This window comes from Acinetobacter sp. 778_lipA, from assembly GCF_058242985.1.
On the sequence record NZ_JBZAYT010000001.1, the window covers coordinates 4,286,045 to 4,312,989 of the forward strand.

At 34.6% G+C, this 26,945-nt stretch carries 24 protein-coding genes and 3 tRNA genes; 5 read left to right on the top strand and 22 right to left on the bottom strand.

Annotated features, from left to right (window positions below):
- Nucleotides 1–137: 137 nt before the first annotated feature.
- Complete coding sequence (locus tag AC4CUY_RS20295) at nt 138–554, bottom strand: DoxX family protein (RefSeq protein WP_419328330.1); 417 nt, start codon at nt 552–554, stop codon at nt 138–140.
- 196 nt (nt 555–750) lie between these two features.
- Here AC4CUY_RS20295 and AC4CUY_RS20300 point away from each other — a divergent pair, with 196 nt between their 5' ends.
- Entirely contained in the window at nt 751–1,398 is a 648-nt protein-coding gene (locus AC4CUY_RS20300) for a DedA family protein (protein WP_490774620.1), read from the top strand.
- Nucleotides 1,399–1,466: 68 nt separating this feature from the next.
- On the opposite strand, the gene AC4CUY_RS20305 is transcribed toward AC4CUY_RS20300, so the two are convergent.
- The 4 genes from AC4CUY_RS20305 to AC4CUY_RS20320 all read right to left on the bottom strand — a co-directional run bounded on the left by AC4CUY_RS20305 (nt 1,467) and on the right by AC4CUY_RS20320 (nt 3,514).
- A complete protein-coding gene (locus tag AC4CUY_RS20305) occupies nt 1,467–1,859 on the bottom strand; it encodes a hypothetical protein (RefSeq protein WP_490774621.1) in 393 nt (130 codons plus the stop codon).
- Nucleotides 1,860–1,872: 13 nt separating this feature from the next.
- Nucleotides 1,873–2,709 carry a ParA family protein gene (locus AC4CUY_RS20310; RefSeq protein WP_336953794.1) on the bottom strand — a complete coding sequence of 279 codons (837 nt, stop codon included), beginning with the start codon at nt 2,707–2,709 and terminating at the stop codon, nt 1,873–1,875.
- Between the two features lie 85 nt (nt 2,710–2,794).
- Nucleotides 2,795–3,187 carry a SirB2 family protein gene (locus tag AC4CUY_RS20315; RefSeq protein WP_490774622.1) on the bottom strand — a complete coding sequence of 131 codons (393 nt, stop codon included), beginning with the start codon at nt 3,185–3,187 and terminating at the stop codon, nt 2,795–2,797.
- A gap of 18 nt (nt 3,188–3,205) precedes the next feature.
- Complete coding sequence (locus tag AC4CUY_RS20320; protein ID WP_336953796.1) at nt 3,206–3,514, bottom strand: BolA family protein; 309 nt, start codon at nt 3,512–3,514, stop codon at nt 3,206–3,208.
- Between the two features lie 217 nt (nt 3,515–3,731).
- Here AC4CUY_RS20320 and AC4CUY_RS20325 point away from each other — a divergent pair.
- The 3 genes from AC4CUY_RS20325 to AC4CUY_RS20335 all read left to right on the top strand — a co-directional run bounded on the left by AC4CUY_RS20325 (nt 3,732) and on the right by AC4CUY_RS20335 (nt 4,047).
- Nucleotides 3,732–3,804: transfer RNA gene (locus tag AC4CUY_RS20325), tRNA-Gly, on the top strand.
- A 46-nt stretch (nt 3,805–3,850) separates the two neighbouring features.
- Nucleotides 3,851–3,926: transfer RNA gene (locus tag AC4CUY_RS20330), tRNA-Gly, on the top strand.
- Nucleotides 3,927–3,971: 45 nt separating this feature from the next.
- Nucleotides 3,972–4,047, top strand: a tRNA-Gly gene (locus AC4CUY_RS20335).
- 182 nt (nt 4,048–4,229) lie between these two features.
- Here AC4CUY_RS20335 and AC4CUY_RS20340 read toward each other — a convergent pair.
- Genes AC4CUY_RS20340 through AC4CUY_RS20350 form a run of 3 tightly spaced genes read right to left on the bottom strand, consistent with a single transcriptional unit; the run spans nt 4,230 to nt 9,174 of the window.
- Nucleotides 4,230–5,486 (bottom strand): HlyD family type I secretion periplasmic adaptor subunit, encoded by a 1,257-nt coding sequence (locus AC4CUY_RS20340; RefSeq protein ID WP_333669461.1) that lies wholly within the window; start codon nt 5,484–5,486, stop codon nt 4,230–4,232.
- Nucleotides 5,483–7,618: a type I secretion system permease/ATPase gene (locus AC4CUY_RS20345; RefSeq protein ID WP_336953797.1), complete on the bottom strand. Its 2,136-nt coding sequence runs from the start codon at nt 7,616–7,618 to the stop codon at nt 5,483–5,485. Before AC4CUY_RS20345 ends, AC4CUY_RS20340 begins: the two co-directional genes overlap by 4 nt.
- The gene (locus tag AC4CUY_RS20350) at nt 7,615–9,174 is read right to left on the bottom strand and encodes a TolC family protein (protein ID WP_333667306.1); all 1,560 of its coding nucleotides are present in this window, start codon (nt 9,172–9,174) and stop codon (nt 7,615–7,617) included. Before AC4CUY_RS20350 ends, AC4CUY_RS20345 begins: the two co-directional genes overlap by 4 nt.
- 416 nt (nt 9,175–9,590) lie before the next feature.
- On the opposite strand from AC4CUY_RS20350, the gene AC4CUY_RS20355 reads away from it, so the two are divergent.
- The gene (locus tag AC4CUY_RS20355; RefSeq protein ID WP_419819838.1) at nt 9,591–10,961 is read left to right on the top strand and encodes a phosphohexomutase domain-containing protein; all 1,371 of its coding nucleotides are present in this window, start codon (nt 9,591–9,593) and stop codon (nt 10,959–10,961) included.
- Between the two features lie 56 nt (nt 10,962–11,017).
- On the opposite strand, the gene galE is transcribed toward AC4CUY_RS20355, so the two are convergent.
- From galE to AC4CUY_RS20425, 14 genes are read right to left on the bottom strand one after another with little or no spacing between them, the layout of a single operon-like run.
- Nucleotides 11,018–12,037 carry a UDP-glucose 4-epimerase GalE gene (gene galE, locus AC4CUY_RS20360; protein WP_419360084.1) on the bottom strand — a complete coding sequence of 340 codons (1,020 nt, stop codon included), beginning with the start codon at nt 12,035–12,037 and terminating at the stop codon, nt 11,018–11,020.
- A 10-nt stretch (nt 12,038–12,047) separates the two neighbouring features.
- Entirely contained in the window at nt 12,048–13,709 is a 1,662-nt protein-coding gene (pgi, locus tag AC4CUY_RS20365) for a glucose-6-phosphate isomerase (RefSeq protein ID WP_419360086.1), read from the bottom strand.
- The gene (locus AC4CUY_RS20370) at nt 13,706–14,965 is read right to left on the bottom strand and encodes a nucleotide sugar dehydrogenase (RefSeq protein ID WP_419360088.1); all 1,260 of its coding nucleotides are present in this window, start codon (nt 14,963–14,965) and stop codon (nt 13,706–13,708) included. The genes pgi and AC4CUY_RS20370 overlap by 4 nt, the downstream gene beginning before the upstream one ends.
- A 14-nt stretch (nt 14,966–14,979) precedes the next feature.
- Complete coding sequence (gene galU / locus AC4CUY_RS20375; RefSeq protein ID WP_419360090.1) at nt 14,980–15,855, bottom strand: UTP--glucose-1-phosphate uridylyltransferase GalU; 876 nt, start codon at nt 15,853–15,855, stop codon at nt 14,980–14,982.
- A gap of 17 nt (nt 15,856–15,872) precedes the next feature.
- Nucleotides 15,873–16,493, bottom strand: a complete 621-nt coding sequence (locus AC4CUY_RS20380; protein WP_419360092.1) for a sugar transferase — start codon at nt 16,491–16,493, stop codon at nt 15,873–15,875.
- Between the two features lie 20 nt (nt 16,494–16,513).
- On the bottom strand, nt 16,514–17,707 hold the full coding sequence (locus AC4CUY_RS20385) for a glycosyltransferase family 4 protein (protein WP_419360093.1): 1,194 nt from the start codon (nt 17,705–17,707) through the stop codon (nt 16,514–16,516).
- Nucleotides 17,708–17,716: 9 nt separating this feature from the next.
- Nucleotides 17,717–18,847: a non-hydrolyzing UDP-N-acetylglucosamine 2-epimerase gene (gene wecB, locus AC4CUY_RS20390; protein WP_419360095.1), complete on the bottom strand. Its 1,131-nt coding sequence runs from the start codon at nt 18,845–18,847 to the stop codon at nt 17,717–17,719.
- Between the two features lie 11 nt (nt 18,848–18,858).
- Nucleotides 18,859–19,971, bottom strand: coding sequence for a UDP-2-acetamido-2,6-beta-L-arabino-hexul-4-ose reductase (gene wbjC / locus AC4CUY_RS20395; RefSeq protein WP_419360097.1), 1,113 nt, complete (start codon nt 19,969–19,971; stop codon nt 18,859–18,861).
- A 1-nt stretch (nt 19,972) separates the two neighbouring features.
- Nucleotides 19,973–21,007: a polysaccharide biosynthesis protein gene (locus tag AC4CUY_RS20400; RefSeq protein WP_419360099.1), complete on the bottom strand. Its 1,035-nt coding sequence runs from the start codon at nt 21,005–21,007 to the stop codon at nt 19,973–19,975.
- Nucleotides 21,007–22,143, bottom strand: coding sequence for a glycosyltransferase (locus AC4CUY_RS20405; RefSeq protein WP_419360101.1), 1,137 nt, complete (start codon nt 22,141–22,143; stop codon nt 21,007–21,009). The genes AC4CUY_RS20400 and AC4CUY_RS20405 overlap by 1 nt, the downstream gene beginning before the upstream one ends.
- Nucleotides 22,140–23,306 (bottom strand): glycosyltransferase family 4 protein, encoded by a 1,167-nt coding sequence (locus AC4CUY_RS20410; RefSeq protein WP_419360103.1) that lies wholly within the window; start codon nt 23,304–23,306, stop codon nt 22,140–22,142. The genes AC4CUY_RS20405 and AC4CUY_RS20410 overlap by 4 nt, the downstream gene beginning before the upstream one ends.
- Before the next feature lie 13 nt (nt 23,307–23,319).
- Nucleotides 23,320–24,534: an EpsG family protein gene (locus AC4CUY_RS20415; protein WP_419360105.1), complete on the bottom strand. Its 1,215-nt coding sequence runs from the start codon at nt 24,532–24,534 to the stop codon at nt 23,320–23,322.
- A 31-nt stretch (nt 24,535–24,565) separates the two neighbouring features.
- Nucleotides 24,566–25,516: a glycosyltransferase family 2 protein gene (locus AC4CUY_RS20420; RefSeq protein ID WP_419360106.1), complete on the bottom strand. Its 951-nt coding sequence runs from the start codon at nt 25,514–25,516 to the stop codon at nt 24,566–24,568.
- The gene (locus AC4CUY_RS20425) at nt 25,516–26,754 is read right to left on the bottom strand and encodes an MATE family efflux transporter (RefSeq protein WP_419360144.1); all 1,239 of its coding nucleotides are present in this window, start codon (nt 26,752–26,754) and stop codon (nt 25,516–25,518) included. Before AC4CUY_RS20425 ends, AC4CUY_RS20420 begins: the two co-directional genes overlap by 1 nt.
- Between the last annotated feature and the right edge of the window lie 191 nt (nt 26,755–26,945).

The window sequence follows — 26,945 nt, forward strand, 5'->3', positions numbered from 1 at the left end:
CACTGGGAGTCATTGTTAAAAATGAATTGAATATTTTTAAATAGCATACACCAAGTGAACCATTTGAATGACGCTAAATAAACACACACAAAAGCCAGATAGAGATCTGACTTTTCAAAACTGTATTTATGTTTAAATTATTTTTCTATTACATGATCGACACTCAATTTCCCTGCACCATGCAACATCAAGAAAAACAAACCACCTGCCATTGCAAAGTTTTTCATAAAATTAATTGCATCTGCTTCACCACCATGAAATAACAACGCAGTAATCAAACTAAATATACCTAAACCAAATGCTGCAAAGCGTGCCTGAAAACCAAATAGCAATGCCAAACCACCACCAAACTCAACCAGAATGGTCAAAGGTAACATGGCACCTGGTACACCCATTGATTCCATATAACCGACAGTTGCGCTGTAAGCCGTGATTTTGCCCCAGCCTGCAACAATAAAAATATATGCCATAAGAATACGCGCAATCAATGCAATGATCGCATTCGCGGTGGGTTGATTCACAATATTTTTAACAACGATATTTGGATTAAACATGCTGTGACCTAATTTGTATTTCGTTCTGAAGATGTATACATATTAATCACTAAACATTTCAAGTTAAATACTTAAAAACTAAACTCATCGTTGCAAATTAAGAACAATAATAAGTTTTAAAAAATTACTTTTTAATACTGACTTTCATAACTCACACTGCTAGGATTTGTGCACCAATTCGCATAGTTTCTTCCTTATGGATCTGATTGACTTTATTTTGCACGTAGATGAACACCTATTTGAATTTATTAGAAATTATGGTATCTGGGTGTATGGAATTTTATTCCTGATTATTTTTGTTGAAACAGGTCTAGTGGTGATGCCTTTCCTGCCCGGGGATAGCTTACTTTTTGCCGCGGGTGCTTTAGCAACCTCCACGGGTGCAATGGATCCTATGGTTTTAATTCTTCTGCTATTTATTGCGGCAGTTCTTGGTGATACCCTCAATTATCATATTGGGAAATATGTTGGACCTCGTGTTTTTGAAATTGATTCTAAATTTATCAACAAACAACACTTGTTGAAAACATCACAATTTTTTGAAAAACATGGTGGAAAAACCATTATTTTTGCCCGCTTTATCCCTTTTGCCCGTACTTTTGCACCCTTTGTCGCGGGTGCAGGAAGCATGAATTATAAGTATTTCCTAACTTATAATGCAGTCGGTGCAATTTGCTGGGTTGGCTCGTTTATTACTTTGGGTTATTTATTCGGTAATATGCCGATTGTGAAAGATAATTTTACCCATTTGGTTTTCGGTATCATTATTTTGAGTGTCTTGCCTGGTATTATTGGCTATATACGTCATAAATTTTTTAATAAAAATAAAATGCCCAACAATTAATAAACACTATGTTAAAAGTGATAAAAAGCCGATTTCTAAAATCGGCTTTTTATATAACATCAAAACAGTTATTTTTTGACATCCTGACGCTTAGGGACATAAGGACAATTTTTAAATTGAGCTGCCTGTGAAAGGGCATCTTGTTCACCATACAATCGGGAAAGCTCAGTATTTTTGGTATTTGAAGATTGCCCTAAATTTACAGAAATACTTGGACCAATGCCCCAACCACCACCGACGCCTAATCCAACACCCACGCCTGTACGTTTCGCAGGTTGTACACCATTATTAATGTATTGTTGGATACGGTTAAATTCTGTATTCAATTGCATACAGTTCATTGCCTGATATTGCGTAGGCGATACATATGTAGGTTTAACCGTCGTCGTACAAGCAGATACGACCATTGTCGTTAAAGCAACGACTGATAATTTAACAGAAGTCATTTTCAATGATTTCATCACGATCTCGAAATTATTTTTTATCAATCTCATTGAACAATGATTGATAGGCTTGAGTCAATTTATGATCTGTAGCCAAATGAATTAATGGTAGATTTTTATGATGCGATTCTTTCATTAATACTGAAGGTGGCAACATATTTTCTAAAACAGGTAAACCTTCATCTTTAAGCTGTTGTACTACTTCACGTGGCAATTTAGCCTGAGCTTGATATTGATTGACCACAATCCCTTCAATTTCAAGTCGATCATTATGGTCATCTTGAGTTTCGATAACATTTTCAATGAGGGTCTGTAATGCACGTTTTGAAAATACATCACAATCAAACGGAATCAGGACACGTTCCGCTGAGATCAGTGCTGATAAGGTAAAAAAGTTAAATGCTGGCGGTGTATCAATATAAATACGATCATATTGGCTGGTTAAAGTCTGAATCGCATCACGTAACTTATAAATTTTATGCTTTGATTCTAAAGCATGCTCTAACTCACCTAAAGTGGGACTAGCGGGTAATACATCCAAATCTTTAAACGGTGAACGATGAATATATTGCTCGAAACCTTTATTTTTTGTTTTTAAAAGACTACCAATGGCATTACCAATCAATCCTTTTTGTTGATGATTCCCCAGCACATCATTAAAAAAATTTTCAATATTGGGTTCTAATGCGGTTTTTTCAGCCGAATAGGTGGCGTCATCACCCAAAAGATATTGGCTTGAATTTGCTTGAGGATCTAAATCAATTACCAGAGTTTTAAAACCCTGATATGCACTAATCGCAGCAAGATTCACTGTAATACTTGATTTTCCCACACCGCCTTTTTGGTTAAATACCACACGAGTTAGCATACAAGTTCCCCAAGCTATCATTATTTTTAAACTTGTATCTAGTTTAACCTAGACACTCTCCAAGTGTGAAATTCATGTCTAACAATCAGCTAAAAACTGGTTTAAGCACCACCAAAACTAAAGTTGCAAGTAAAGCAATTCCGCCAATCACTAAACCCGCTCGACGTTGTGCCAAAAGAATAGTGTCATCCTTTTTATAGGCTTTTATTTGTGAGGAAAGGAAAACCATAAACAAAATAATTTTCGCATAGAACCAAGGCTGCACTTTAAACTCATTCATGATCAATAAAGTTAGACCTGTAAATATAACCACCGTGAGGGAAAGATGTTGCAAGGCAACAAAAGCCACCCGCCCTTTAGGATTCGGCTGCTGGTTGTGTGTTTTAATAAATAATGTTGAAGCGCGTAAAACAAAAACCAGTATCAATAATGCAACACTGGTCATGTGAATGATTTTGATCAGCAAATGTATATCCATTTTAAATTACTCTGCACTTTATACTTTAGGTGCGTGAGCGCATTCTGGGCTTGCTGGTGCTTGACCTTGCCACTCACTTGGAAGATAAGCATGGATCGCTAAGGCATGAATTTTTCCAGGACTGAGTAAGTCTTTGGCTTCTGCGTACACTTTTTGGTGGCGTTGTACCAAACGTAACCCTGCAAATTGTTCACTGACAATGATCACCTTAAAATGCGACTCTTTTCCAGGAAAATACCCACCATGACCAGCAGACTCATTGATCACTTCTAAATGTGATGGCTCAAGTTGATTTAAACTTTCAATCAATTGTTGTTCTAAACTCATGCTGATTCCTTAGAGATCGATCAATGGATGAATGACATAGTATAGCGGATTCTTTGAGCATCGCTGAGTGTTCAACAAAGCTTTTGCTGTTCGATTTGATTTTTTTAAATTAAATTTTGATTTTTTTTCATAAAAATGTCTTTATTTTATGCAATTAGTGTTTTCCTTTGCAGAAAAATCTTGACCCTACCATCTGTTGATGTATTATACACCGCATGCGGGAATAGCTCAGTTGGTAGAGCATAACCTTGCCAAGGTTGGGGTCGGGAGTTCGAGTCTCCTTTCCCGCTCAAATTTTTTTATTCAGTTTTTTATTTAAAAAATTGGACAGACTCCGCGGGAATAGCTCAGTTGGTAGAGCATAACCTTGCCAAGGTTGGGGTCGGGAGTTCGAGTCTCCTTTCCCGCTCCAAAATTTTTTTATTCAGTTTTTTATTTAAAAAATTGGACAGACTCCGCGGGAATAGCTCAGTTGGTAGAGCATAACCTTGCCAAGGTTGGGGTCGGGAGTTCGAGTCTCCTTTCCCGCTCCAAATTTAAAAAGCCCTGATCGAAAGATTGGGGCTTTTTTTGCATTATTAATTTATAAATCATCAAAATACACTTACACACTTTATGCTGATTCATTCAATCAGTGTGTTGATCACAAAACGGTAAAAGCACAAAAAAACCAATCCGAAGATTGGTTTTTTAAAATAATCACCACATGATGCAATTATCTTTCTCTTAAAGCCTCTTTGGCTTTATTAAATGGTTTCAATAAATATTCAATAATTGTTTTTTGACCAGTACGAATATCTACCGTTGCCACCATACCTGGTGTTATTGAAAAGGATTTACCCGCTTTATTGGTCAACTTATCTTTATCTGTACGAATATAGACTCGATAGTAAAACTGATCTTGTTTAACTTCATCACGGATGGTATCAGGAGAAATCACTGTCACTTTCCCTTCCAAGCCACCATAAATTGAATAATCATATGCTGTGATTTTTACCAATGCAGGTTGACCAGGGTGAATAAACGCAATATCTCGTGGCGAAATCCGAGCTTCAATTAATAACTGCTCATCAATCGGTACAATAGTCATCAATTTGCCATTTTGTGGAATAACCCCACCAATGGTTGTCACCGCAATTTCTTTAACCACACCACGTACTGGTGCTTTAAAAGTAGAGCGTGTCACTGAATCATTACGACCAGCAACAACTTGCTGTAATGACTGAATATCAGCGTTGGCTTTTGCCAATTCTTCACGTGACTTTACATAGTAGTCATTACGCTTATCATTGATTTGATTTTCAAAATTATTGATATCTCGTTTTAAGCGTAGCACTTCAACTTCAGAAGCAGCGCCTTTTGCCACCAAAGGTTGTGTCATTTGCAATTCATTTTGAACCAAAGATAATGCATGTTTTAAACCAGTAATTGATTCGTCTAAATTTGCACGACGCGAACTATACAGTGCACTTTCTTCTCTCACTAACGCAGGAACGGCCAAAACCTGTTTTGGAAACTTGATCGCTGTCCCATTTACTTCAGCTTCTAAACGTGATGCAGTGGCCAGTGTGGCAAGTAATTTCATTTGGCTTTCACCCACTTGTGACTCAAATCGAGTAGGATCAATTTGCGCAAGCGTCTGCCCCTTTTGAATAATGTCTCCCTCTTTGACATCTAAGCTGGTCAACACACCACCATCTAAAGATTGAATCGTCTGTTCTTTTGATGACGGAACAACCTTACCCGTTCCTGTAGAAACTTCTTCCAATTTAAATGCACAAGCCCAAATTAAGAAAGCCAACAAGCCAATTGCAACGATCCAAATAATAAATGTGGATTTCGGTAAAGGCGGTTCTGAAAATTTTAATGCAGAGGGATTAGTTGGCCGTTGTAACACATTGGAGACATGATCAACTTGAGCAGGTTCAGCATCTTGAGCTGTGATATTTTGGTCATTTTTTTCTTGGCTCATGTTGAAGTCCCTCCTGCATTTGCCTGCTGGGCAGGATTCAAAATGGCATCACGTGGCCCATCTTTGATAATCTTACCTTCATGTACAACGATAATACGATCAACAAGTTGCAAAACCGCAGGACGATGCGTCGCAACCACTAAAGTCCGATGACCTAACCATTCTTTTAAATGCTGGATCAACACTTTTTCAGAAACATCATCAATCGAAGCAGTCGGTTCATCCAATAACACAATATTTGGATTTCGGAGCAATAATCGTGTGAGTAACAGTGCTTGTTTCTGTCCTCCAGAGAACCCCACACCACCCTCAAGAATAAGATGATCTAGGCCTTCCTTTTTTTGTTCCACGATTTCTAAAGCATTGGTGATTTTTAAGGCTTGGATAATTTCATCATTGCTTGCTAATGGTGCACCCAGAGTTAAATTTTCACGAATGGTACCAAAGAACAAATGCGCGTTTTGATTTAGTAATGCCATATCACGGCGAATATCATCGGGATCAAGTAAAGATTGATCGACACCATCCAAACTGATCTTGCCCTGTACTGGCAATTGCATTCCTGAAAGTAACTGTAATAAGCTAGATTTCCCTGCCCCATTACGTCCAAGAATTGCAACTTTTTCACCTGCCTGAATTTTTAACTGTGGAATGACTAAAGTTGGGCGTGGATCATCTTCAGTATATTTAAATATCACACCTTTAAAATCATAATCACCTGAGAGGACTTTACGCTGAATCAATTGTGCTCGATCAGGACGGTCTACTGGCTTTTGCATCAGCTCATCTAAACCATTTTTAGCCACTTTGGCTTGTTGCCAACGACCTAATACACCTGTGATTTGTGAAATTGGCGCAAGCATACGTGAAGATAAAATCGAACACGCCACCAATGCCCCAGTGGTCATATCCCCTTTCATCACCGCAAAACACCCCACTAAAACCACAATCGCATAGGTCAGTCCTTGAATTTTTTGTGTCCAAGCATTTAACCAACCCACGATTTTACGTTGACGCATACTGACATCTGCAGACACTTCATTCATGTGATTCCATTGATTTTGAAATCTGGCTTCAGCACGTAATAACTTGATGTCCTCAATACCTTGAACCGCCTCGACCAAAATTGCGTTGCGAATTGCAGATTCACGCATCCCTTCAGTGGCTAAATGAGCTAACTTTTTCTGCACCAAGAACCCAGGAATAATCATCAGTGGTACAACCAGTAACATCACCCAAAAGATGTTGCCGCCAATAATCCAGAAAATCGCTAAAAATAGGAAGAAAAATGGTAAATCTGCAATTGCACTGATTGTTGTTGAGGTCACCAACTCACGAACACCTTCGAGTTCACGAATCTGTGATATGAACGAACCCGTTGAGCGGGCACGATCTTTATTTCGAATACGTAGTGCATGACCAAAGACGCGGTCTGAAATCTTGAGATCTGCGCGTTTACCAATAATGTCTGACAAATAAACCCGTGCAATGCGTAACACAAACTCAAAAACGGCTGCAATCAACACCCCACCTGCAAGCACCCACAAGGTTGGGATAGATTGAGATGGCACAACTCGGTCATAGACTTGCATAGAGAAAATAATGGTTGCCAATGCCAAAATATTGGCAATCATCGAAGCAACCATGATGTCTGTATAACGTTTCCAATCTTTTAAAACGATGTCCCAGAACCAGCTTTTTTCATAAGGTTTGATATATTCATCAACACGTGCATCGGGAATCGATGTTTCTGGTCGAAAAATATAAACACGACTGGCATTGGCTTGAAGTTCATGCAAGTTAAAAGTTTGTGAAAGGCCTTGATCACCACTTAACTGTAAGCTTGCATTACCCTCATTGTCGACTTTCTCGATAACCGCAACTTGACCATTGTTAAACTCTACAACAACCGGCAACCTCCATGGATTTAGTACATCCGTGGTGAAGTCTGCTTTGCGAACATTCAAACCCACTTGACGGGTAATAATGGACAACATGTCATCAATATTTGTGTATTTATTCCAATCCAGTTGCAGTCGAATTTGTTCTTCAGCAGGTTGCATCCGATAATGCTGAGCAACCGTAATGATCGCTTGTAACCAGGGTTGATAATTTAATGTTTTTGTATTCATGGTTGAACTTCAAACCCCTGAATTTGAATGTTATTTAAATGATAAGCATTTCTACTTTTACCGGTTACCTTGATATACAAAGCGATCGTGTCATAGATATCAAAGCGTGCCGCTTCCCTTTCTATTCTTGAACTTTGATAAGATTGCTCTGAACTTAATAAATCTAAGATTGAACGCTTACCTAATTTATATTGTTCTTCATATAGCTCACGAGTTTTTGCTGTTGAACGTTCCCGATCCAATAAAACCCAGATCTGCTTATCTGTGTTTTCAATGCTTTCTCGCGCAATTTGTGTTTGATCCATAATATCTAGGTAAGTTGCATTCAACTTTGCACGTGCCGCTTGTTCAGCAAAATTTGCAGCCTTAACTTGAGATCCCAGTGCACCACCTTGATAAAAATTACTGGACATCTGCACGCCGACAGAACCATCAGTATCATTTTCTAAACCAGTATTTGGATTTTGACCATTCAGTGCTTTGCTGACTGATCCTACTAATGAAATTGTGGGATAAGCACTCAATTGGGTTTGTTTCTTTTGGCTCTGCGCAACATCAATCTCTGCTTTTGCTGCAATCATCGTAGGAATGGTATTCATTTCAGGGTCGTCATAAAGACCTGATTGTTTTACAAATTCATCAGGAATATTAAAATCCATTTGACTCACATCAAAACCCAATAATGTGCGTAATTTTTGTTCTTGTTGTTTTAAAAAATTTTGCTGAGTAATTAAGTAAGAACGAGCGTACTCAACATAGCTTTGTGCTTGTACAGGATCGGCATTACTGCTGATTCCTGCGTCTGCTCTTAAACGGGCAATCTCATGTAAACGACTGACCCCATTTAATTGATCTTGCGCTATTTTGATAATATTGCGATAGCGCAGTAAGGATAAAATATCTCGCGCTGTTTGTGTCGATATATCATCAATACTGATTAATACATTGGCTTGCTCAACTGCCAATTTATTTTGTTGCGTGGTGACACTGGATTTTACTTTGCCAAAGTCATAAAGCAATTGGTTGGCTTCAACTGAATACAATTGGCGACCTTTGTCATTGGATGTAAAATCACCCGTATTCATACCCGCTTTTAACTGTGGGTAATATTGTGCTTTTGCCACATCAATATTGGCATTTTGTCCTGCCAATGTTGAAATCGTTTGAGCGATATTGGGGTTTCTTTTTACTGCAATCTGAATCGCATCTTCAAGACTTAAGATTTTTGCTTGGCTTGAATACGCCTTGCTTGTTTGCGCTTGTTCTAAATATAAATTATTGAGTGATGCCTTTTGTCCAGTATATGGCTTTACTATAGGCAGTTGATTCTGATTGCCTATATGTGTATCGGGTTGATATTTAAAATCGGTCAAATCCTTGAGCTGTACGGTTCTAAATGACTGATCATCTTTAGGTTTTATAAAACCTGTCACACCTTCTTTGATATTTTTTAAGTAGCTTGTTTCTTGTGTATAACCATTGTTCTGCAATAGAACCAATAAACTGACAGCACTCAAACTTTTTAACAATATAGTGGGCTTTTTTGCTATTAACATTCGCGAATGGCACCTAGAAAAGCTTTTAATTATCGGTATTGAATTATTTTGAATTATTTCCCTACCTCATTTCTATTCTACACATTATAAAATCTAATCAAATGCTTATTTTTACTTTTTAAAGTTAATTTTCTTTAATAAAATATTTTAAATTCAAAGAGTAATGATGATAAAACGTGACTCTTATCACATGAATTATAAGATTCCACATAGATCATCTCAAAAGCTATAAATTGGCAATGTGCAAATCATCACGGATGATCAAACATGATATTAAGAGTTCGGCTTGATGAAGTAGACACTTATTTAATTTCACACTTCAACTAAATTTACATCTTCCAATATAATTTCTTATACACTTTAAGGTTAAAATGATGTTTCACTACCAGCCAACCTTAAACAATATAAAGATGAACATGAATAAACTGACTTGTTTCAAAGCCTATGACATTCGAGGCAAACTGGGCACAGAGCTAAATGAAGAAATCGCTTATAAAGTAGGACGTGCTTATGGTCAAATCTATCAACCGAAAACTATTGTTATCGGTTGTGATATCCGTTTAACCAGTGAAGCATTAAAACAAGCAACGATTCGGGGCTTAAATGATGCTGGGGTAGATGTTCTTGATCTTGGGATGACGGGGACAGAAGAAGTTTACTTTGCTGCTTTTCATCTCGATGTTCAAGGTGGTATTGAAATCACAGCAAGCCATAACCCGATGGATTATAATGGCATGAAATTGGTTCGTGAAAATGCCCGACCAATCAGTGCAGATACGGGACTAAAAGATATCCAATCATTGGCTGAATCTGAACAATTCATTGAAGTCGAGAAAAAAGGCTCAGTCCAAAAATATAATATCCTGCCTGAATTTATTGAACACTTACTTACTTATATTGATCCGAGCAAAATTCGCCCGCTTAAACTAGTGATGAATGCAGGCAATGGTGCGGCGGGTCATGTCGTTGATGCAATCGAAGAAAAGTTCAAAGCGCTCAATATCCCAGTAGAGTTTATTAAAATCCATAATCATCCAGATGGTACTTTCCCAAATGGTATTCCCAATCCAATCTTGGTGGAAAATCGAGATAGCACTCGAAATGCGGTTTTAATACATCATGCGGATATGGGAATTGCGTGGGATGGCGACTTTGACCGTTGTTTCTTATTCGACGAAAAAGGTCAATTTATTGAAGGCTATTATATTGTTGGATTATTAGCCCAAGCTTTCTTGTTAAAACAAGCCGGTGAAAAAATCGTACATGACCCTCGCTTAGTTTGGAATACACTGGATATCATTGAACAATATAATGGTATTGCTGTTCAATCTAAATCTGGACATGCCTTTATTAAAGATGTGATGCGTGAACACAATGCGGCTTATGGTGGAGAAATGAGTGCACATCACTATTTTCGCGATTTTGCTTACTGTGACAGCGGGATGATCCCTTGGTTATTGGCGATTTTGGTGGTATCAGAAACCCAACAATCATTATCAAGCCTTGTTGAAGGGATGATTGAACGTTTTCCGTGTAGTGGTGAAATCAACTTTAAAGTCGAAGATACTCAAAAAACCATTCAAAAAATCTTCGATCATTTTGCTGATCTAAACCCTGCAATTGATCAAACAGATGGCGTTAGCCTTGATTTTGGTGAATGGCGTTTAAATGTCCGTGCATCCAATACCGAGCCATTATTACGCTTAAATATTGAAAGCCGTGCAGATAAAAATCCTAAACCAATGCAAGACTATGTAGATGAGTTAACTCAGTTGATTCAGGGTTAGTTCTAAATGGCGATAAAAAATAGGCGCTTAATGCGCCTATTTTTTTACAGTTAAATTTATACTTGATAGCCTGTTGGATTTTGCTTTTGCCAATTCCAACTGTCTGCCAACATATCTTCAAGCGTATATTTTGGCGTCCAACCTAATTCTATATTGGCTCGCGATGCATTTGCATAAAAACTCGGTAAATCACCAGCTCGGCGGCTTACAAATTCTGAATTTATATCGATATTATTTATTTTTTCAAAAGTACTCTTAATTTGTAATACTGAAATAGGTTGACCTGTCCCAATATTCCAAGCACGGCAGCCTTGGCTTTGTATTCTATTTTCAACAGCTAAAACATGTGCTTTTGCTAAGTCGACCACATGGATAAAATCTCTTTCACATGTTCCATCTTGAGTTGGATAATCATTTCCAAAAATCGAAAGTTTTTCACGACGCCCTACAGCGACTTGAGTCAAATAAGGCATTAAGTTATTTGGAATACCCAATGGATCTTCTCCAATACGGCCACTTTTATGCGCACCAACTGGATTAAAGTAACGCAATAACGCAATCGACCAACGCTCATCCGCAATGGATAGCTTTTCCAATAACTGCTCAACGATTAACTTAGTATAGCCATAATTATTATTCGGTAGACCTAATTGCATATCTTCCTGATAGGGAGAAGGATTACTTTCTCCATAAACTGTTGCAGATGAACTAAAAACCAAATTAAAAACACCGGCTCTTTGCATCGCTTGTGCCAGCTGGACTGATCCTGCAATATTATGCTCAAAGTAATTCAGTGGAATTTTTTGGCTTTCTCCCACTGCTTTTAAACCCGCAAAATGAATCACAGCATCAATTTTGTTGGTTAAAAAGGCTTGATCTAAATCATTTTGATAGCGAATGTCACCTTGAATAAATTTCAGTGTTTTTCCAGTCAACGCTTGAACACGTTTTAATGATTCTTCCGAGCTATTTGATAGATTATCTAGAACAATAACCTCATGCCCAGCTTCGAGTAACTCCACACAAGTATGTGATCCAATATAACCTGCACCGCCTGTTACTAAAATATTTGTCATAAATTTTTCTCTATTCTTTACCCAGCAAGATCTTGATTAAACCCTGTGTTGAAGCATCCAGTTGTGACACGTCTTTTTCTTTACCATTGAGAATAGGGAGTAATTGATTGGCAATTTCTTTGCCCTTTTCAACACCCCATTGGTCAAATGGATTAATATTCCAAATGACAGATTGCACAAACACTTTATGTTCATACAATGCGATCAACATCCCTAAACTATAAGGGCTCAGTTCTTGTAACAACAATGTCGAACTTGGTTGGTTACCTTCATATTGTTTATATACAGGTAGATCTGATAATTCATTGGCATTTAATGCTGTGTTACCAAAAGCCAATAATCGTGATTGCGCCAAGCAATTGGATAAAGCTAAATGATGTTGCTCAATTAAGGATTCCGCACTTTCTGCATAGGTGAATTGATTAGAGTTATAACGCTGTACTGGCGCAATGAAATCACAACTGACTGCATGGGTGCCTTGATGCAAAAGCTGATAAAAAGCATGTTGCGCATTTGGTCCCACTTCACCCCAAACGATTGGACAGGTGTTTAAATCAACTTTTTCATTATTTCTTTGAATCGACTTACCATTGGATTCCATCTCAAGTTGCTGTAAATAAGAAGCAAAATATTTTAGACGGCCATCATAAGGCAATACTGCATGGGTCTGAATATTTAAAAAATTATTATTCCAGACCCCAAGCAAACCCATCAAGACTGGAATATTTTGTTCAAATGAAGCTTTTTGGAAATGTTGATCAATCGCATAAGCGCCTGCGAGCAATTGTTTAAACCCATCAGCACCAATCTGCAATGCAATCGGTAAACCAATACATGACCACAACGAATAACGACCACCGACCCAATCCCAAAGTAAGAACTGGTTTTCTGCTGCGATTCCCCATTCTGTCATTTTCTCAGGCTTGGTTGAAACCCCAATAAAATGATGTTGGATCACACTGTTTTGTGTGCCCAAATCTTTTTCTAACCACTGACGAACTGTTTGAGCATTGGATAAAGTATCAATCGTACCAAAAGACTTGGATGAAATAATAAATAAGGTGGTTTCTGGGCGTAATTGATGTAATAAATCAGAAAGCTGACTACCATCCATAGTTGAAACAAAATGTACTTTTAATGATTTAGCAGTACTGACTTTATAATCTGATAAAGCATGACTCACCATCAATGGCCCCAAATCAGAACCACCCACCCCGATATTGACCACATCTTGAATCACTTCACCTGTCGAACCACGACATTGTCCTGCATGGACTTTTTCAACAAGCTGATACATTCGATCTAATTGTTGATGTACCAATTCAGCCAGTTCAGGGTAATCTTGATCATGTTTCGGTAAGCGCAATGCCCAATGCATTGCTGCTCGGTCTTCCGTATAATTGATCGATTCTTCGGTAAATAAACGTTTGATCCATTGCGTTAATTGTTTTGAATCTGCAAATTTAAACAGAGCATCGCATGCATTTTGGTCAATACGATGTTTACTATAATCAAAACTCAGTTGATTAAAATGTACTGAGAACTTGTCAAAACGCTGTGGATCTTTTTCAAATAAATCGGTTAAGCGCAATTGCTGTTGTTCTGTAGCAAGATTTTGCAATCCTGATAAATGCTGCTTTCTTTGATCATTATCTAATATAGAATTTGTCATACTCGCCCTACACCCTGATAAGCAAAACCTTGTGCTTTGACGAAATCTGGATCTAACATATTACGACCATCGAGAATCAAAGGATGTGCCATTTTCTGTAAAAGTTGTGAATAATCAGGACTCCAATATTGCTTCCAAGCCGTCAATAAACACAATGCATGTGCATTTTCTACGGCTTGGTATTGATCATGACATAAAATTAAATCAGCGCGTTCGCCATAGAAATTTGCTACCCGTTCTAAGGCTTGTGGATCATGCAACTGGACAATTGCTCCTTGTGCCCAAAGCGCTGCAAGCATGGCATGAATCGGTGAATTTTCAATACTCGAGGTATTTTCTTTAAAAGAAGCCCCCCAAATCGCCACAACTTTACCTGTTAACTGCCCTTGATAGTAATTCCACAGTTTTCTAAATAAAATTTCTTTTTGTTGTTCATTGATATTCCAAACCTGATCCAGCAATTGGCTTTTGATCCCTGAACCTGCCACTGTACCAGTTAAGGTCAAAATATCATGGGAGAAATTTTCTCCCCCAAAACCAACACCTGCAGATAAGTATGATGCACCAATTCGACTATCGGATGCTAATCCCTGTTTAACATTATGAATATCAATATTTAATTTTTCAGCGACTTGCGCCATATCATTCATATAGCTGATTCGTGTTGCCAACATGCCTGAAATACTCAGCTTGGTAAATTCAGCATCCAAAAATGGCATAAACAAATATTGATGTTTCAACTGAAAAAAAGGTCTTAATAATTCTTTGATAATCTGCTGTGTTTCAGATTGATCTACTCCCACAATTAATTGCTTTAGGTCGATAAAACTTTGAATCGCATTGCCTTCTTGAATAGTATCAGGCAAATAAGCCCAATGATCAGCCACTAAAATTTGCTTTAGCTCTTCAGTGCCCTGTAAACCGAATGTAGAACCGTTGATCATCAGTCTTGGATGAATGATAGGAAAGCGTTTTAACTCTTCAGCCAAATGCTTGGCTTGATCAAATTCAGAAGGATTGAAACTAAATAAAAATACTTCACTTTGCAATTGAAGTTGTTTTAACCCGACCAATTGAACTGAATTATTCTTAATCTGTTTTTGAATGAGTTGATTTAAATCTTGATCTTGATAATGTACTGAGTATTGATGATCAGCGCCTACTTGAGGACACCAATACACGTGGTGCCCATATTCAGCAAACAAGCCAGCAAGTACGCCAGCTTGGAGTGTTGTGCCAAATACACAAATATTCATATCAGATCCAAATATTATAAATTCAATTCTTTGATAAGCTGTTTAAATTCTTCACCCAACTTAGGATGCTCCACGCCATAGTGTAACACTGCTTTTAAATAACCAATTTTACTACCACAGTCGAAAGTCTGACCTTTCATACGATACGCTTCGACATTTTCTAATTTTTGTAAAGCAGCAATTGCATCCGTTAATTGGATTTCATTACCCGCACCTTTGGGCGTTTGTTCTAATAACTGCATAATCTTAGCAGGCAGTACATAACGCCCCACTACAGATAAATTTGAAGGTGCACTACCAACTGCAGGCTTTTCGATAATCCCTTTCATCATGATACTTTCACCCTCAACAGGTAAAGATGCAACATCCACAATACCATATTGATCCACAAGATGATCAGGCACAGCCTCTACCATAATTTGCGATGCTTTAGAAGTATTAAAACGATGAATCATTCGCGCTAAATCATTTTCTGTACTTTTTTCTTTCACTAAAACATCTGGCAATAACACAGCAAAGTCATCATTTCCAATCACAGATTTCGCACATAACACAGCATGTCCTAAACCCAATGGTTGAGGTTGACGGACACTAATCACGCTGACATATTTTGGTAAAATTTCAGTAATTTCTTTAAGTAAATCAATCTTTTTCTTATTCTCTAAGGTTGTTTCCAGTTCAAAATTACGGTCAAAATAATTTTCTATGGATGCTTTAGAAGAATGCGTCACTAAAATGATTTGCTCGATTCCTGCAGCTACAGCTTCTTTAACAACATATTCGATTGCAGGACGATCTACAACAGTCACCATTTCTTTAGGAATTGATTTACTTGCAGGTAAAAAACGAGTGCCTAATCCAGCAACAGGTAAAATGGCTTTTTTGATCATGATTTACTTTAACACTATTAATGATTGGTCGATTTGGTATCAGTTGTATCTGAACCTGAAAAACGGCTTGCTCCAACAGCTTGATCGGGCGAGTCTATTCCTTCCTTTTTAAACATCACTTCAACGGTTTTAAACATAATTTTAAAATCGAGAAAAGTGGACTGTCTTTCAACATACTGTACATCTAAGTCAAATTTTTCTTCCCAAGATAAATTATTACGTCCACTCACTTGGGCCAGACCAGTCATCCCTGGTTTAACATTGTGTCGGCGCAATTGATGAGCCGTATAGTGTTCTACAAATTCAGGAAGCTGCGGTCGTGGTCCAACAATACTCATATCACCTTTTAAAACATTAAGTAATTGTGGCATTTCATCCAAACTTGTTGAACGCAACTTCTTCCCAAAAGGCGTAATACGTTGATCATCAGGCAACGGTTGACCACTTTTATCAAATGCATCTTTCATAGAACGGAACTTAATCATTCTAAAATGTTTACAATCTTTTCCTGGGCGCTCTTGGTAAAAGAAGATAGGGGAACCTAAATTTTTACGTACTTTGTATGCGACTAAAAGAAAAATAGGCGACAGTAATAAAAGTGCTATTGACGCAATAATAATATCAACAAGTCTTTTCATTACTATAAAACCTCAATTTCTTATTTAATATTAGAGACATATTGTAAGACCTCTACTATTTTTTTCATTGCTACTGGCTCAGAATAATTATTAATTAAAACATCTCTAGACGATTGTATATTATCTTTGGAAGTGTTTTCTATGATCTCTAGTATAGCTTTTGCTAAAAGCTTAGGGTTTTCAGGTGGAACAATCCAACCAATTTGATGCGCTTTAATCATACAAGCAACTTCAGAGTATTCATCCATAATTGCCAATAAAGGCTTATCAGCAGCCATTGAAAAATAAGCTTTACTCGGCACTCCTAAACCCAACATTCCATCAGCTAGAGTTACAATAGCAATATCTCCAGCATTTAATCCATTAGATTTCGCATTCTGTTTCACAGGTCCAATATATCGTATATTTGGATCATTTAATGTTTCTATTGCGTGATTAAGTTGTTCCACATACGCCCCATCCCCCATAAATAAAAATTTAGGTCTCTTCGACGGTTCGATCAGCTTAATCGCTTCAATAATATTATCTACACCTTGTACACGACCAATATTACCAAAAAATTGAAATACTGGTGACTCATTTTCCCAATTTAATTTTTTCAATATCTCATTTGAGCTTTTTTCTTCTACTTCAATATCATTTTCATCAATCCAATTTTGGATCACAACGCTATTACTTTGATTTGTTTTGGTGTCGACTAAATCTTTCATATCTTGGCCAATTACAATCAACTTTTCAGGAGTTGCATAGAAAACATCAAAAACTTTTTTTAAAACTTTATAAAGAAAATTTTCCTTTTTCAAAACCTTAGCAGCCACTAAGTTTTCAGGAAATACATCATGAACAAGTAATACCCATTTAAAACCTATCACTTTTTTAGCAAAGTAAATGACAACCAATAGAAAAATAGGTGTGGTTCCCGTAAACACAATATCTTGTTTTTTAACATTTTTTAATATTTTAATCAAAAAACGAAAAGAAATGATCAATTCAAAAAACAACCTTTGAATCAAACTCTTCTTATTCAAATTCAAATCTTTAACAATGATGCTTTCAGGATCGATAACATCATTGTTTTTGTCTTCTTTGATAATCAAGCATAGCTCAGAACCATATATCTTTTTCAAATGGATATATAACTTATGAAATAGATATCCTGTCGTATTTTGATTTGAATGATAATATTCCGTTACTAAGTATGTCTTTTTCATCATCTAATTGCCTTAATATTTTTTCCAAATTACACGATTAACATAGTCTGTATAACTTAAGATAATGCGTGCTATTTTTTCTGAAACATTTGGCATACTGTAATCTTCGACTAATCGGAGCGTTCTTTCATCCCCTCTAGCTTGGTATTCTAAAATCTGCAACCCTTGCAAAATACGTTCAGAAGTTAAGCCAACCATCATGACCGCTGCTTCCTCCATACCTTCTGGACGCTCATGCGCTTGTCGTAAATTCAGAGCTGGAAAGTTTAGAATAGAAGACTCTTCATTAATCGTTCCACTATCAGATAAAGCTGCTTTGGCACAAAGTTGTAATTTATTGTAATCACTAAAACCTAGTGGTTTTAACAATTGTACTAACGGATGAAATCTTACGCCCATTTGTTCGATACGTTTACGTGTTCTAGGATGAGTGGAAACGATCACAGGATAATTATATTTTTCCGCCACGGCATTTAACATTTCAACCAAATTTAAGAAATTTTCATCTGAGTTGATATTCTCTTCTCGATGTGCACTCACAATAAAATATTCGTTCTCTTTCAACTTCAATTGTTCTAATACATTTGAAGATAGAATTTTCTCTTTATAATAAGTTAATACTTCAAACATTGGGCTACCTGTTTTGATCACAAGATCAGCGGGCAAACCCTCAGCAAGCAAATAATCACGGGCAATCGTGCTATAAGTCAAATTAATATCAGCAGTATGATCTACAATTCGTCTATTAATCTCTTCAGGCACTCGCATATCAAAACAACGGTTCCCCGCTTCCATATGGAATGTCGGAATTTTACGTCGCTTTGCTGGAATAACGGCTGTACAACTATTGGTATCACCTAATACCAATAATGCATCAGGTTGAGCTTCCTCTAGAACCTTATCTACTGCAATGATAACATTACCAATTGTTTCTGCCCCAGTAGCCCCTGCTGCATTTAAAAAATGATCTGGCTTACGTATACCTAAGTCCGTAAAGAAAATTTCATTTAATTCATAATCATAATTTTGACCAGTATGTACAATAACGTGATCAAAATATTTATCGCATACGGCCATCACACGAGATAAACGAATAATTTCTGGGCGAGTCCCTACAACTGTCATTAATTTTAATTTTTTCACAAAATAACTCTTTAATTAGATAATGGCATTGCATATGTATCTGGTTTTGAACGGTCAAATATTTCATTTGCCCATAACATCACCACCATTTCATCACCACCAATATTAGTAATGTCATGCGTCCAACCAGGTACTGTTTCAACAATTCTAGGCTCTTCACCAGAAGTTTCCATTTGATAAAACTCACCAGTAATCACATTTTTAAACTTAAATAAAGCCTTACCTTTAATGACCAAAAATTTTTCAGTCTTGGTATGGTGATAATGCCCACCACGTGTAATGCCTGGATGAGCTGTAAAATATGAAAATTGTCCCGCATCAGGTGTTTTCAACATTTCTACAAACACACCACGATTATCTCCATATTTCGTTACGGTATAATCAAACTGCTTTGGACTAAAAAAACTTAAGTATGTTGAATACAATGCACGAATTAAACCTGTACCTACTCGATCTGTAATCAAAGACTCTCTTGAACCTTTAAATCCATAAATTGTTTCAGCAAGTCGCCCAACGGAAATTTGATATTCAGGTTTTATTTCAAATGGCTCATTTGCTGGATATTTTTGGTTTAAAATATCCCAAATCGTTTCAACTACATCATCAATGTATACCAATCGAATCAATCCATTTGGATCATTGATTTGTATAGGTAAATCATTTGCAATGTTGTAACAAAAAGTTGCAACTACTGAGTTGTAGTTCGGTTTTGACCATTTACCAAAAATATTGACCATTCTAGAAATGTAAATTGGATTCTCATTTTCTTGATTTAATTTGGTTAAAGCTTGTTCGCCACCAAGTTTGCTTTGGCCATAAACATTGTGTCTTTCTGCCTGAATAGAAGAAGATAATATAATTGGTGTTTTTTTATTATTTTCTCGTAGAATGTCACAAATTTTTTCAGTAAGTGAAACATTCCCTTCTATAAATTCTCCATCGTTTTTAGGTCGATTTACACCAGCTAAATGTACAATCCATTCAGCATCTAAAACTAATTGCTCTAACTCTTGCTCAGTTGAATCACGATATAATTTCAATATTTCAATATTTTCTTTTTCAGATAAATATTGAATCAAATTTTTCGCAACAAAACCATTTGCACCCGTAATCAAAACTTTCATTTTAAACCTCAGGGGATTTGTAAATACCGTTGGTTAAATCACGGATAAATTCAAGTTTAAGCAATAATTTTTTCATACCATCAACATCTAAACGTGTTGTATTGTGTGAATTATAATCTTCATATTCAACAACTTCGGTATTACCGTCTTCAATATATTTTTCATAGTTTAGATCACGCTGATCTGCTGGGACTCTAAAATAATCTCCAAGGTCTTCAGCACATGCTTTTTCTTCTCGACTGAGAAGTGCCTCAAAAGCTTTTTCACCATGACGAGTACCAATCACATTGATTTGGTGGTCTTTTTTATTAAGCATTTGTGTAATTGCACATGCTAGTGTATCAATGGTTGCTGCTGGTGCTTTTTGTACGAAAATATCACCATTTTGACCATGATTAAATGCATACAGTACAAGATCAACTGCATCTTCAAGTGTCATCATGAAGCGAGTCATATGTGGATCTGTAATCGTAATTGGTTTTTCTGCTCGTATCTGGTCAACAAATAATGGAATAACTGAACCTCGAGACGCCATAACATTACCATAACGAGTACCACAAATGACGGTCCCTGTGCCTTCAAGGTTACGTGATTTTGCAACCATTACTTTTTCCATCATTGCTTTCGAAATACCCATAGCATTGATTGGATAAACAGCTTTATCTGTACTTAAACACACCACTCGAGAAACTTTATTTTGAATCGCGGCTTCGAGTAAGTTTTCTGTACCTAAAACATTTGTTTTAACTGCCTCTAAAGGATAAAACTCACATGAAGGAACTTGCTTGAGTGCAGCAGCATGAAAAATATAATCCACTCCACGTGTTACGTTGAGAACTGAATTAAAATCACGGACATCTCCGATATAAAACTTAAGCTTAGATGATTGGTACTTTTTACGCATATCATCTTGTTTTTTTTCATCGCGACTAAAGATACGAATTTCTTTAAAATCACTGTCTAGAAAACGCTTTAGTACAGCATTACCAAATGACCCTGTACCACCTGTGAGTAATAAAACTTTATTTTCAAACATTAAAAACTCTCGTTAACTAATCTTGTGATTAAATCTTTTTGCTTCAACCATTTACTTTCAGGAGTTAGATAAGACTTTTGAACCTGTTCCAAACCTTTTTGAAGCAATACTTTTTGTTTAGACTCATTAGATTCTATTTCTAGAATTTTTTCAGCAATATCTTTAGCATCATATGGATCAAAGTAGACTGCAGCCTCACCACACAATTCTACTGCAAAATCCAGATTAGATGTTAACAACACCTTTTGACTAATAAATGACTCTGGATACACTGCGGTAGAAGCTTCTGCTAATGTTGGTAATAAGACAAAATCTGTTTTAGCATAAAGATCAACCATCTGCGTGTTATTTACTGGACCAAAAGTATTAAAAAAGTTTTCGACTTTTTTACTTTTTGCATCCGAAATAATTTTAATCCAATGTTCTGACTTTTCATCAATCAAAAAATTAAAAACAATATGTGTTTTATCGCTACAAAGTAAATTCGAAGCAACATCAACTAAAATTTCTAAATTTTTGTGTGGATAATATGCAGTAGGAACAAGAATCTCTAACTTTTCTTTACTCTTTCTTTCACTTTTTTTATTCAAGAAATTGGCATTAAAACTATTTTCAATTACAAAAATTTTAGAATCATTAAAACCTAAAAACTTACTTACACGATCTTTAAAAGCATTAGTTTCAACTACAACATAATCTGAGTTTTTTCTCATTATTCTGGCTTTATATGCATTCAGCATTTTTTGATAAAAATATTCAATTCTATTATTTTTATAAACATTGTTTCTTGTATCAGGATATACCATTAATGGCAAGGCAAATCCTTGTAAAGTTTTGCCTTTAGGCCTCCAATAAGACGGGCCAAAAACAACAAATACTAAATCTGGATTATGTTTTTTTTCAATATTTAATAATCTTTTACCTTGTCTTTTTTTTCCAAAAATATTTTCATTTTTTTCAGGATAATAATGTTTAACGCTAAACTTTATTTTGCTTGTAAGTTGAGCATCAACTTCCTCTGAAGTAACACATATAACTTCAAATGCAGGGTCGAGAGCAATATTATTGATCAGTGCTAAAGCCACTTGTACTCCACCACCTTTTGAGCAAATCGAAGCATCTACTAAAACTTTCATGAACTACCCACCAACTCTTGAAATAAGACTTCCCACTTCTTCATTATATTTCCAATTTTATAATCATCTGATTTTTTAAGTGCTCTTTTAGCCATTTCATAACGTAAATCCTCATTTAATATCATTTTTTCAATTGACTCAGCAAGCTTATCAACATCACCATTTTTAACTAACAATCCACAATCATTATCCACAATAATTTCACTAGGACCAGTTTCGCAATCAAATGAAACTATAGGCAATCCGCAAGTTATACTTTCAATTAATACCATTGGTAACCCTTCAAAACGAGAAGACATTACAAAAAAAGAACTATCATATAACTCTTTTTCCACCATTTTGGTCAATCCTCGTAAAAAAATAGATGAAGAAAGACCAAGATCTTCAATTTGTAATTGTAATTGATTCTTTAGCTCCCCATGTCCAAAAATATCTAACTTCCAATCAGTATGTTGATTGGATATTTTTGACCATGCACTTATAAGCATATCATAGCCTTTTTGAACATCTAACTTACCGATTGCTACAACTCTCTTAGAATTCAAATTAGGAATTTTTTTTGTTTTATTTATTATTGGAGATGGATTCGGTATCAATTTTACTAAATTCGAAGCTCCCCCCCAAGCATTTAAATTAACTTGCGTAAGAACAACTATCTTATCCAATTTCCTTGCTTGCAAATCATGCTGTATATCACGAATTTTACCTATCAATTTCCAGAATAAACTTATTTTACCATTTGCTTTCAAAAAACTACTTCTAAAGTGCTTATTGAAATGACTTTCGTAAATTTTTTTACAAGGTAAATCCAAATCACCTAAAAACTCTAGCTCTTTACCACCCATTGTAATACAAATATCAATAGAATATTTTTTGATGATACTTTCAATTGATTTTCTATAACTATTATTTAATTTGTGAATTTCTTTTATTTTATCTAGAAAGTTTTTAGAAAAAAGATCATTATAATTTAATTCCAAAAAAACAACTTCAACTTCCCTATTTAAATGAAAAAAAACTGTATCATTAGCTCGCATTTCAGTCGTTACTATAACAACATGATATATTCCTGTAGCGATTAAATAATTAGCTTTTTCAACCAAAACTCTTTCCATCCCTCCTGACGTTGTAAGAGAAGGTATAAAATACAAAATATTAATCACAACTTACCTCTATTTATTTAGAAATATAACCTTGATAATCGACAATTTTAAGCATCTTCCTATACTCCTCATCACTATAAAACATTATTTGCAAAGGAGAAATTAGAACCATACTTATAGGATTTCCATTTAAAAGTGAATCCTTTCGAATATAAATATCTATTAAAAGAAAGTTAATGCATAAAATTAAAATCAATAAACAATTTACAATTTTTCTACCATTAATAAACACTAAAAAAACTACAATATAAACATAAGAAAACAATGTTATATGAGTAAAATACCTAATAAATACTATAAAACTGATAGAAGCAAGGCAACCCGAAATAATTAAAAAATTTAAAAAATTTGAATATTCCTTTGCTTTTTCAACCTTTGGCAATACATTCATAAAATAAAGCAAAGCAAAACAAATATTGGTTAATGCTAAGATTGAATTAACTATAAAAGCTTGAAAATTCCCAGAACCTGAGTCTGCACCGGTATTCGTATTTGTTAAATAATTTGAGAATTGAATTTTTATTAATTCAAATGGTATAAAATCAATCAAGTATGATATAAAAACAAAAGAAAACATTATTGAAAATAAAGAAACTACAAAAGCAATATTTTTACTAATTTTAAAAAATCTTGATAAAATAAAGAATATTATCAAATAGGCAAATGACAGATGAAAAAAAGCAGAAAAAAGTACTAGAATATATCCTATTTTTTTCTCCTTAAAAATAACTAAAAAAACACCATACATAAAAAACCCAGAAGCTAAATATGCTCTTAAAACTGTACTAGCAAAAATTGGATTTATTAAAATAACAAGCCCAAATATCAACAATAATTGTCTCTTAATAGACCAATCAAAATAATTATAAACAATATCAATAGCTTTCAAATGAAGAAATATAATAAAAAAAACAAATAGACTTGGAAGAAAATAAAAAGGAATTCTTAATTCATTAAAAACAGTTGACACCAACTGAAACGAAAAATAGTTGTGAAATACTAATTCGATATTCCGACTAGAATCAAATAAGTCTAAATACCTAATTAAGTCATAAAGCGGTGGATTCTTTAAAACCATTAAAGCAAAAAATAATGATAAAAGTATATAAAAGAAATTTAATTGTCTTTTTTTTATGCCATGCATTGCGACAAGAAGTCCAATAAGTGGAGAAATAAAAAAAATAACTCCACTTAATAAATTTTTCTTATCAATCTTGCCATTATACATTATCATACCTACTTAACTTCAAACAATCAGCTTACATTCGACCTAAAATCTTATACAGGATAACAAAAAATAATCCAAAAAAATAAAAAAGTTTGCTTGATCTCATTAGCTGGCTTATCTCGACTTCTGGAATTTTCCGAAGTTTAGATATATTAAAAGCTTGAATAAAAGATTTTTTTGAAATTAAAAAGCTAACATATGCCATCAAAAAAGATACATAACTTCTACTATACAAAGTATTACTCTTTAGCCTAAATCTATATTCATTAATAATTTTTTTATAGCTTTCATCCAATTTTATTAAATTTTCGGAACTTTTGTTATTCAAACTACTTGTTAAGTTGGTTCGATATAAATAAAGACTATCTTTTAAAAACATAATATTACTAGCCTCTATAAATAACTTTGGCATTAACCAAGCATCTTCAAAATACATTTCTGAAGGAAATAATTCATTTAAAAACAACTCTTTCTTATAAATATTCAACCATGGAAACCATGCCCCCTGATTAAATATTTTTATTAAAATTTCAAAATTTTTCTTATAAAAAAAACTATTCTGTATAACTTCTATAAATTTCGCACTATCATTTCTATCTTTAATAAAACTACGAGCACTAAATCTTATAATATCAGGACTATAATTATTAAAAACATTAAAAATCTCTATAAAGTAGTTACTTTCTAAAATATCATCTGAATCTAAAAAAGCAATATAGTCTCCATGAGATTTTTTAATTCCATTATTTCTAGCTACACTTTGCCCCCGATTTTCTTGATCAATAAAAATAAACTTATCCAAATGAAAGTTATAATTTTCAGCAATATATTTTTTTGCCATTTCCATTGATTTATCTGGTGTTCCATCATTAATAAGTATAACTTCAACACCATCAATTAACTGAGTGCATACACTTTCTAAACATTCAATTATATAATTTTCTACTCTATATATAGGAATAATAACACTTAACTTAACCATCAAACCTGCTCATTTCTATATGTTGACAATAAAAACATACGCTTCTGTGTATCAAGTATAATTTGATCTCGATAAAAGTAATTAAACAAAGTAAAAGACATAACCTCTGTAATCAAAATTGCAAAAATTGCGCCATACAGTCCCCACATATAAACAAATAGAGCTGTTAAAATGATATTAAATGCAACAAGGTATAAAGTTTTTTTCTTTAAATAGTCATATGCATTAAATTTCAATAAATATTTTTCTGCAATAGTTGATAAACCAGAAAACAGTGTAACAACTACAGCAAAAAGCAAAATTTGATTGACGCCAGCATATTCTACACCATACAACATCTGAATAATATAATTCCCTGCAATAGCAAAAAAGAGCATCACAGATAAACAAATACAAATTATCACTAAGCTTAATTTAGCGACCATTTTTTGGCATTTTTCAAAATTTTTTTCTGTATAAATCTGTGTAAAATAAGAACTAATAACTGCAACTAAAACAAAGTAAAAACTATTCCCCAAAGTCATAGCAACTGTATAGATACCAAGATCATGTGGCGATTTTACTCCTAGGAAAAGCTGTGATGTTTTTGTAAAAATTGCAACCGATAAAGAATAAAAGACAAGTTTACGTCCAATCCCCAACATAAACTTTCGATATCTCTTAATTTTTTCAATTGTAATACTTACTTGAACGTGCTTTCGTTTTAAATACAAATGTCTTCTAATCGTAAATGGAATGAGTGTAATTAAAACAATGGGAACACCCAAACACTCTATGGCAAGCTGAAATTTTGCTATACAATATCGAATAATTAATGAAATAATTAATGCTAAAATATTACAATAAGCATTTATTTTTGATTGGAGAGTTGCATTAAAATATATTGAATAAACATCATGCACTGCAAAGTAAATAGCAATACTTGTCGCAATTGAAAAGACAAATGTTAAATAATCTGCAACAAAATAAATATAAAATAAAGTCGACAATGATAAAGTTAAATATATTATATCTCTTATAATTTTTGTCGAATCAATAATGTATTCCCCCAATCTTCTGTCTTTTGCTGTTTTTTGAAAAATAATATTTTCAGAGCCTAACATTGCAACTGTTTGAATGATTGCAAAAATTGAACTAGCAAATGTTAACTTTCCAAAATTTTCAGGACCGATATATTTAGCGACAAAAGATGTTACAAAAATAAGACCCAAAATAGAAATAAGTTTTTCAGACATCATCCACAGTGAGTTGGTGAAAACTTTATTTTTAAATTTTTGAAATATTTTCACTAACTCACACTACTTTGAAATGACTGCTTATAAATTAACTAATAAATCATACTATTTACGAATTTTTTGAGCGATCCTAGAATGATAATAGTTTGGCCAAATTAGACTTGTAATCTAACTGTTTACAATAGTATCAGACT

Excerpts from the sequence above, each read along its gene's own strand:
- AC4CUY_RS20295 (WP_419328330.1), bottom strand. The coding sequence starts at position 554 with ATGTTTAATCCAAATATCGTTGTTAAAAATATTGTGAATCAACCCACC.
- AC4CUY_RS20425 (WP_419360144.1), bottom strand. The coding sequence starts at position 26,754 with ATGATGTCTGAAAAACTTATTTCTATTTTGGGTCTTATTTTTGTAACA.
- AC4CUY_RS20320 (WP_336953796.1), bottom strand. The coding sequence starts at position 3,514 with ATGAGTTTAGAACAACAATTGATTGAAAGTTTAAATCAACTTGAGCCA.
- AC4CUY_RS20300 (WP_490774620.1), top strand. The coding sequence starts at position 751 with ATGGATCTGATTGACTTTATTTTGCACGTAGATGAACACCTATTTGAA.
- AC4CUY_RS20345 (WP_336953797.1), bottom strand. The coding sequence starts at position 7,618 with ATGAATACAAAAACATTAAATTATCAACCCTGGTTACAAGCGATCATT.
- AC4CUY_RS20420 (WP_419360106.1), bottom strand. The coding sequence starts at position 25,516 with ATGGTTAAGTTAAGTGTTATTATTCCTATATATAGAGTAGAAAATTAT.
- AC4CUY_RS20350 (WP_333667306.1), bottom strand. The coding sequence starts at position 9,174 with ATGTTAATAGCAAAAAAGCCCACTATATTGTTAAAAAGTTTGAGTGCT.
- wbjC (WP_419360097.1), bottom strand. The coding sequence starts at position 19,971 with ATGAAAGTTTTGATTACGGGTGCAAATGGTTTTGTTGCGAAAAATTTG.
- AC4CUY_RS20415 (WP_419360105.1), bottom strand. The coding sequence starts at position 24,534 with ATGTATAATGGCAAGATTGATAAGAAAAATTTATTAAGTGGAGTTATT.
- galU (WP_419360090.1), bottom strand. The coding sequence starts at position 15,855 with ATGATCAAAAAAGCCATTTTACCTGTTGCTGGATTAGGCACTCGTTTT.
- AC4CUY_RS20370 (WP_419360088.1), bottom strand. The coding sequence starts at position 14,965 with ATGAATATTTGTGTATTTGGCACAACACTCCAAGCTGGCGTACTTGCT.
- AC4CUY_RS20315 (WP_490774622.1), bottom strand. The coding sequence starts at position 3,187 with ATGGATATACATTTGCTGATCAAAATCATTCACATGACCAGTGTTGCA.
- AC4CUY_RS20385 (WP_419360093.1), bottom strand. The coding sequence starts at position 17,707 with ATGATGAAAAAGACATACTTAGTAACGGAATATTATCATTCAAATCAA.
- AC4CUY_RS20380 (WP_419360092.1), bottom strand. The coding sequence starts at position 16,493 with ATGAAAAGACTTGTTGATATTATTATTGCGTCAATAGCACTTTTATTA.
- AC4CUY_RS20340 (WP_333669461.1), bottom strand. The coding sequence starts at position 5,486 with ATGAGCCAAGAAAAAAATGACCAAAATATCACAGCTCAAGATGCTGAA.
- AC4CUY_RS20310 (WP_336953794.1), bottom strand. The coding sequence starts at position 2,709 with ATGCTAACTCGTGTGGTATTTAACCAAAAAGGCGGTGTGGGAAAATCA.
- AC4CUY_RS20405 (WP_419360101.1), bottom strand. The coding sequence starts at position 22,143 with ATGAAAGTTTTAGTAGATGCTTCGATTTGCTCAAAAGGTGGTGGAGTA.
- AC4CUY_RS20305 (WP_490774621.1), bottom strand. The coding sequence starts at position 1,859 with ATGAAATCATTGAAAATGACTTCTGTTAAATTATCAGTCGTTGCTTTA.
- galE (WP_419360084.1), bottom strand. The coding sequence starts at position 12,037 with ATGACAAATATTTTAGTAACAGGCGGTGCAGGTTATATTGGATCACAT.
- pgi (WP_419360086.1), bottom strand. The coding sequence starts at position 13,709 with ATGACAAATTCTATATTAGATAATGATCAAAGAAAGCAGCATTTATCA.
- AC4CUY_RS20400 (WP_419360099.1), bottom strand. The coding sequence starts at position 21,007 with ATGTTTGAAAATAAAGTTTTATTACTCACAGGTGGTACAGGGTCATTT.
- AC4CUY_RS20355 (WP_419819838.1), top strand. The coding sequence starts at position 9,591 with ATGAATAAACTGACTTGTTTCAAAGCCTATGACATTCGAGGCAAACTG.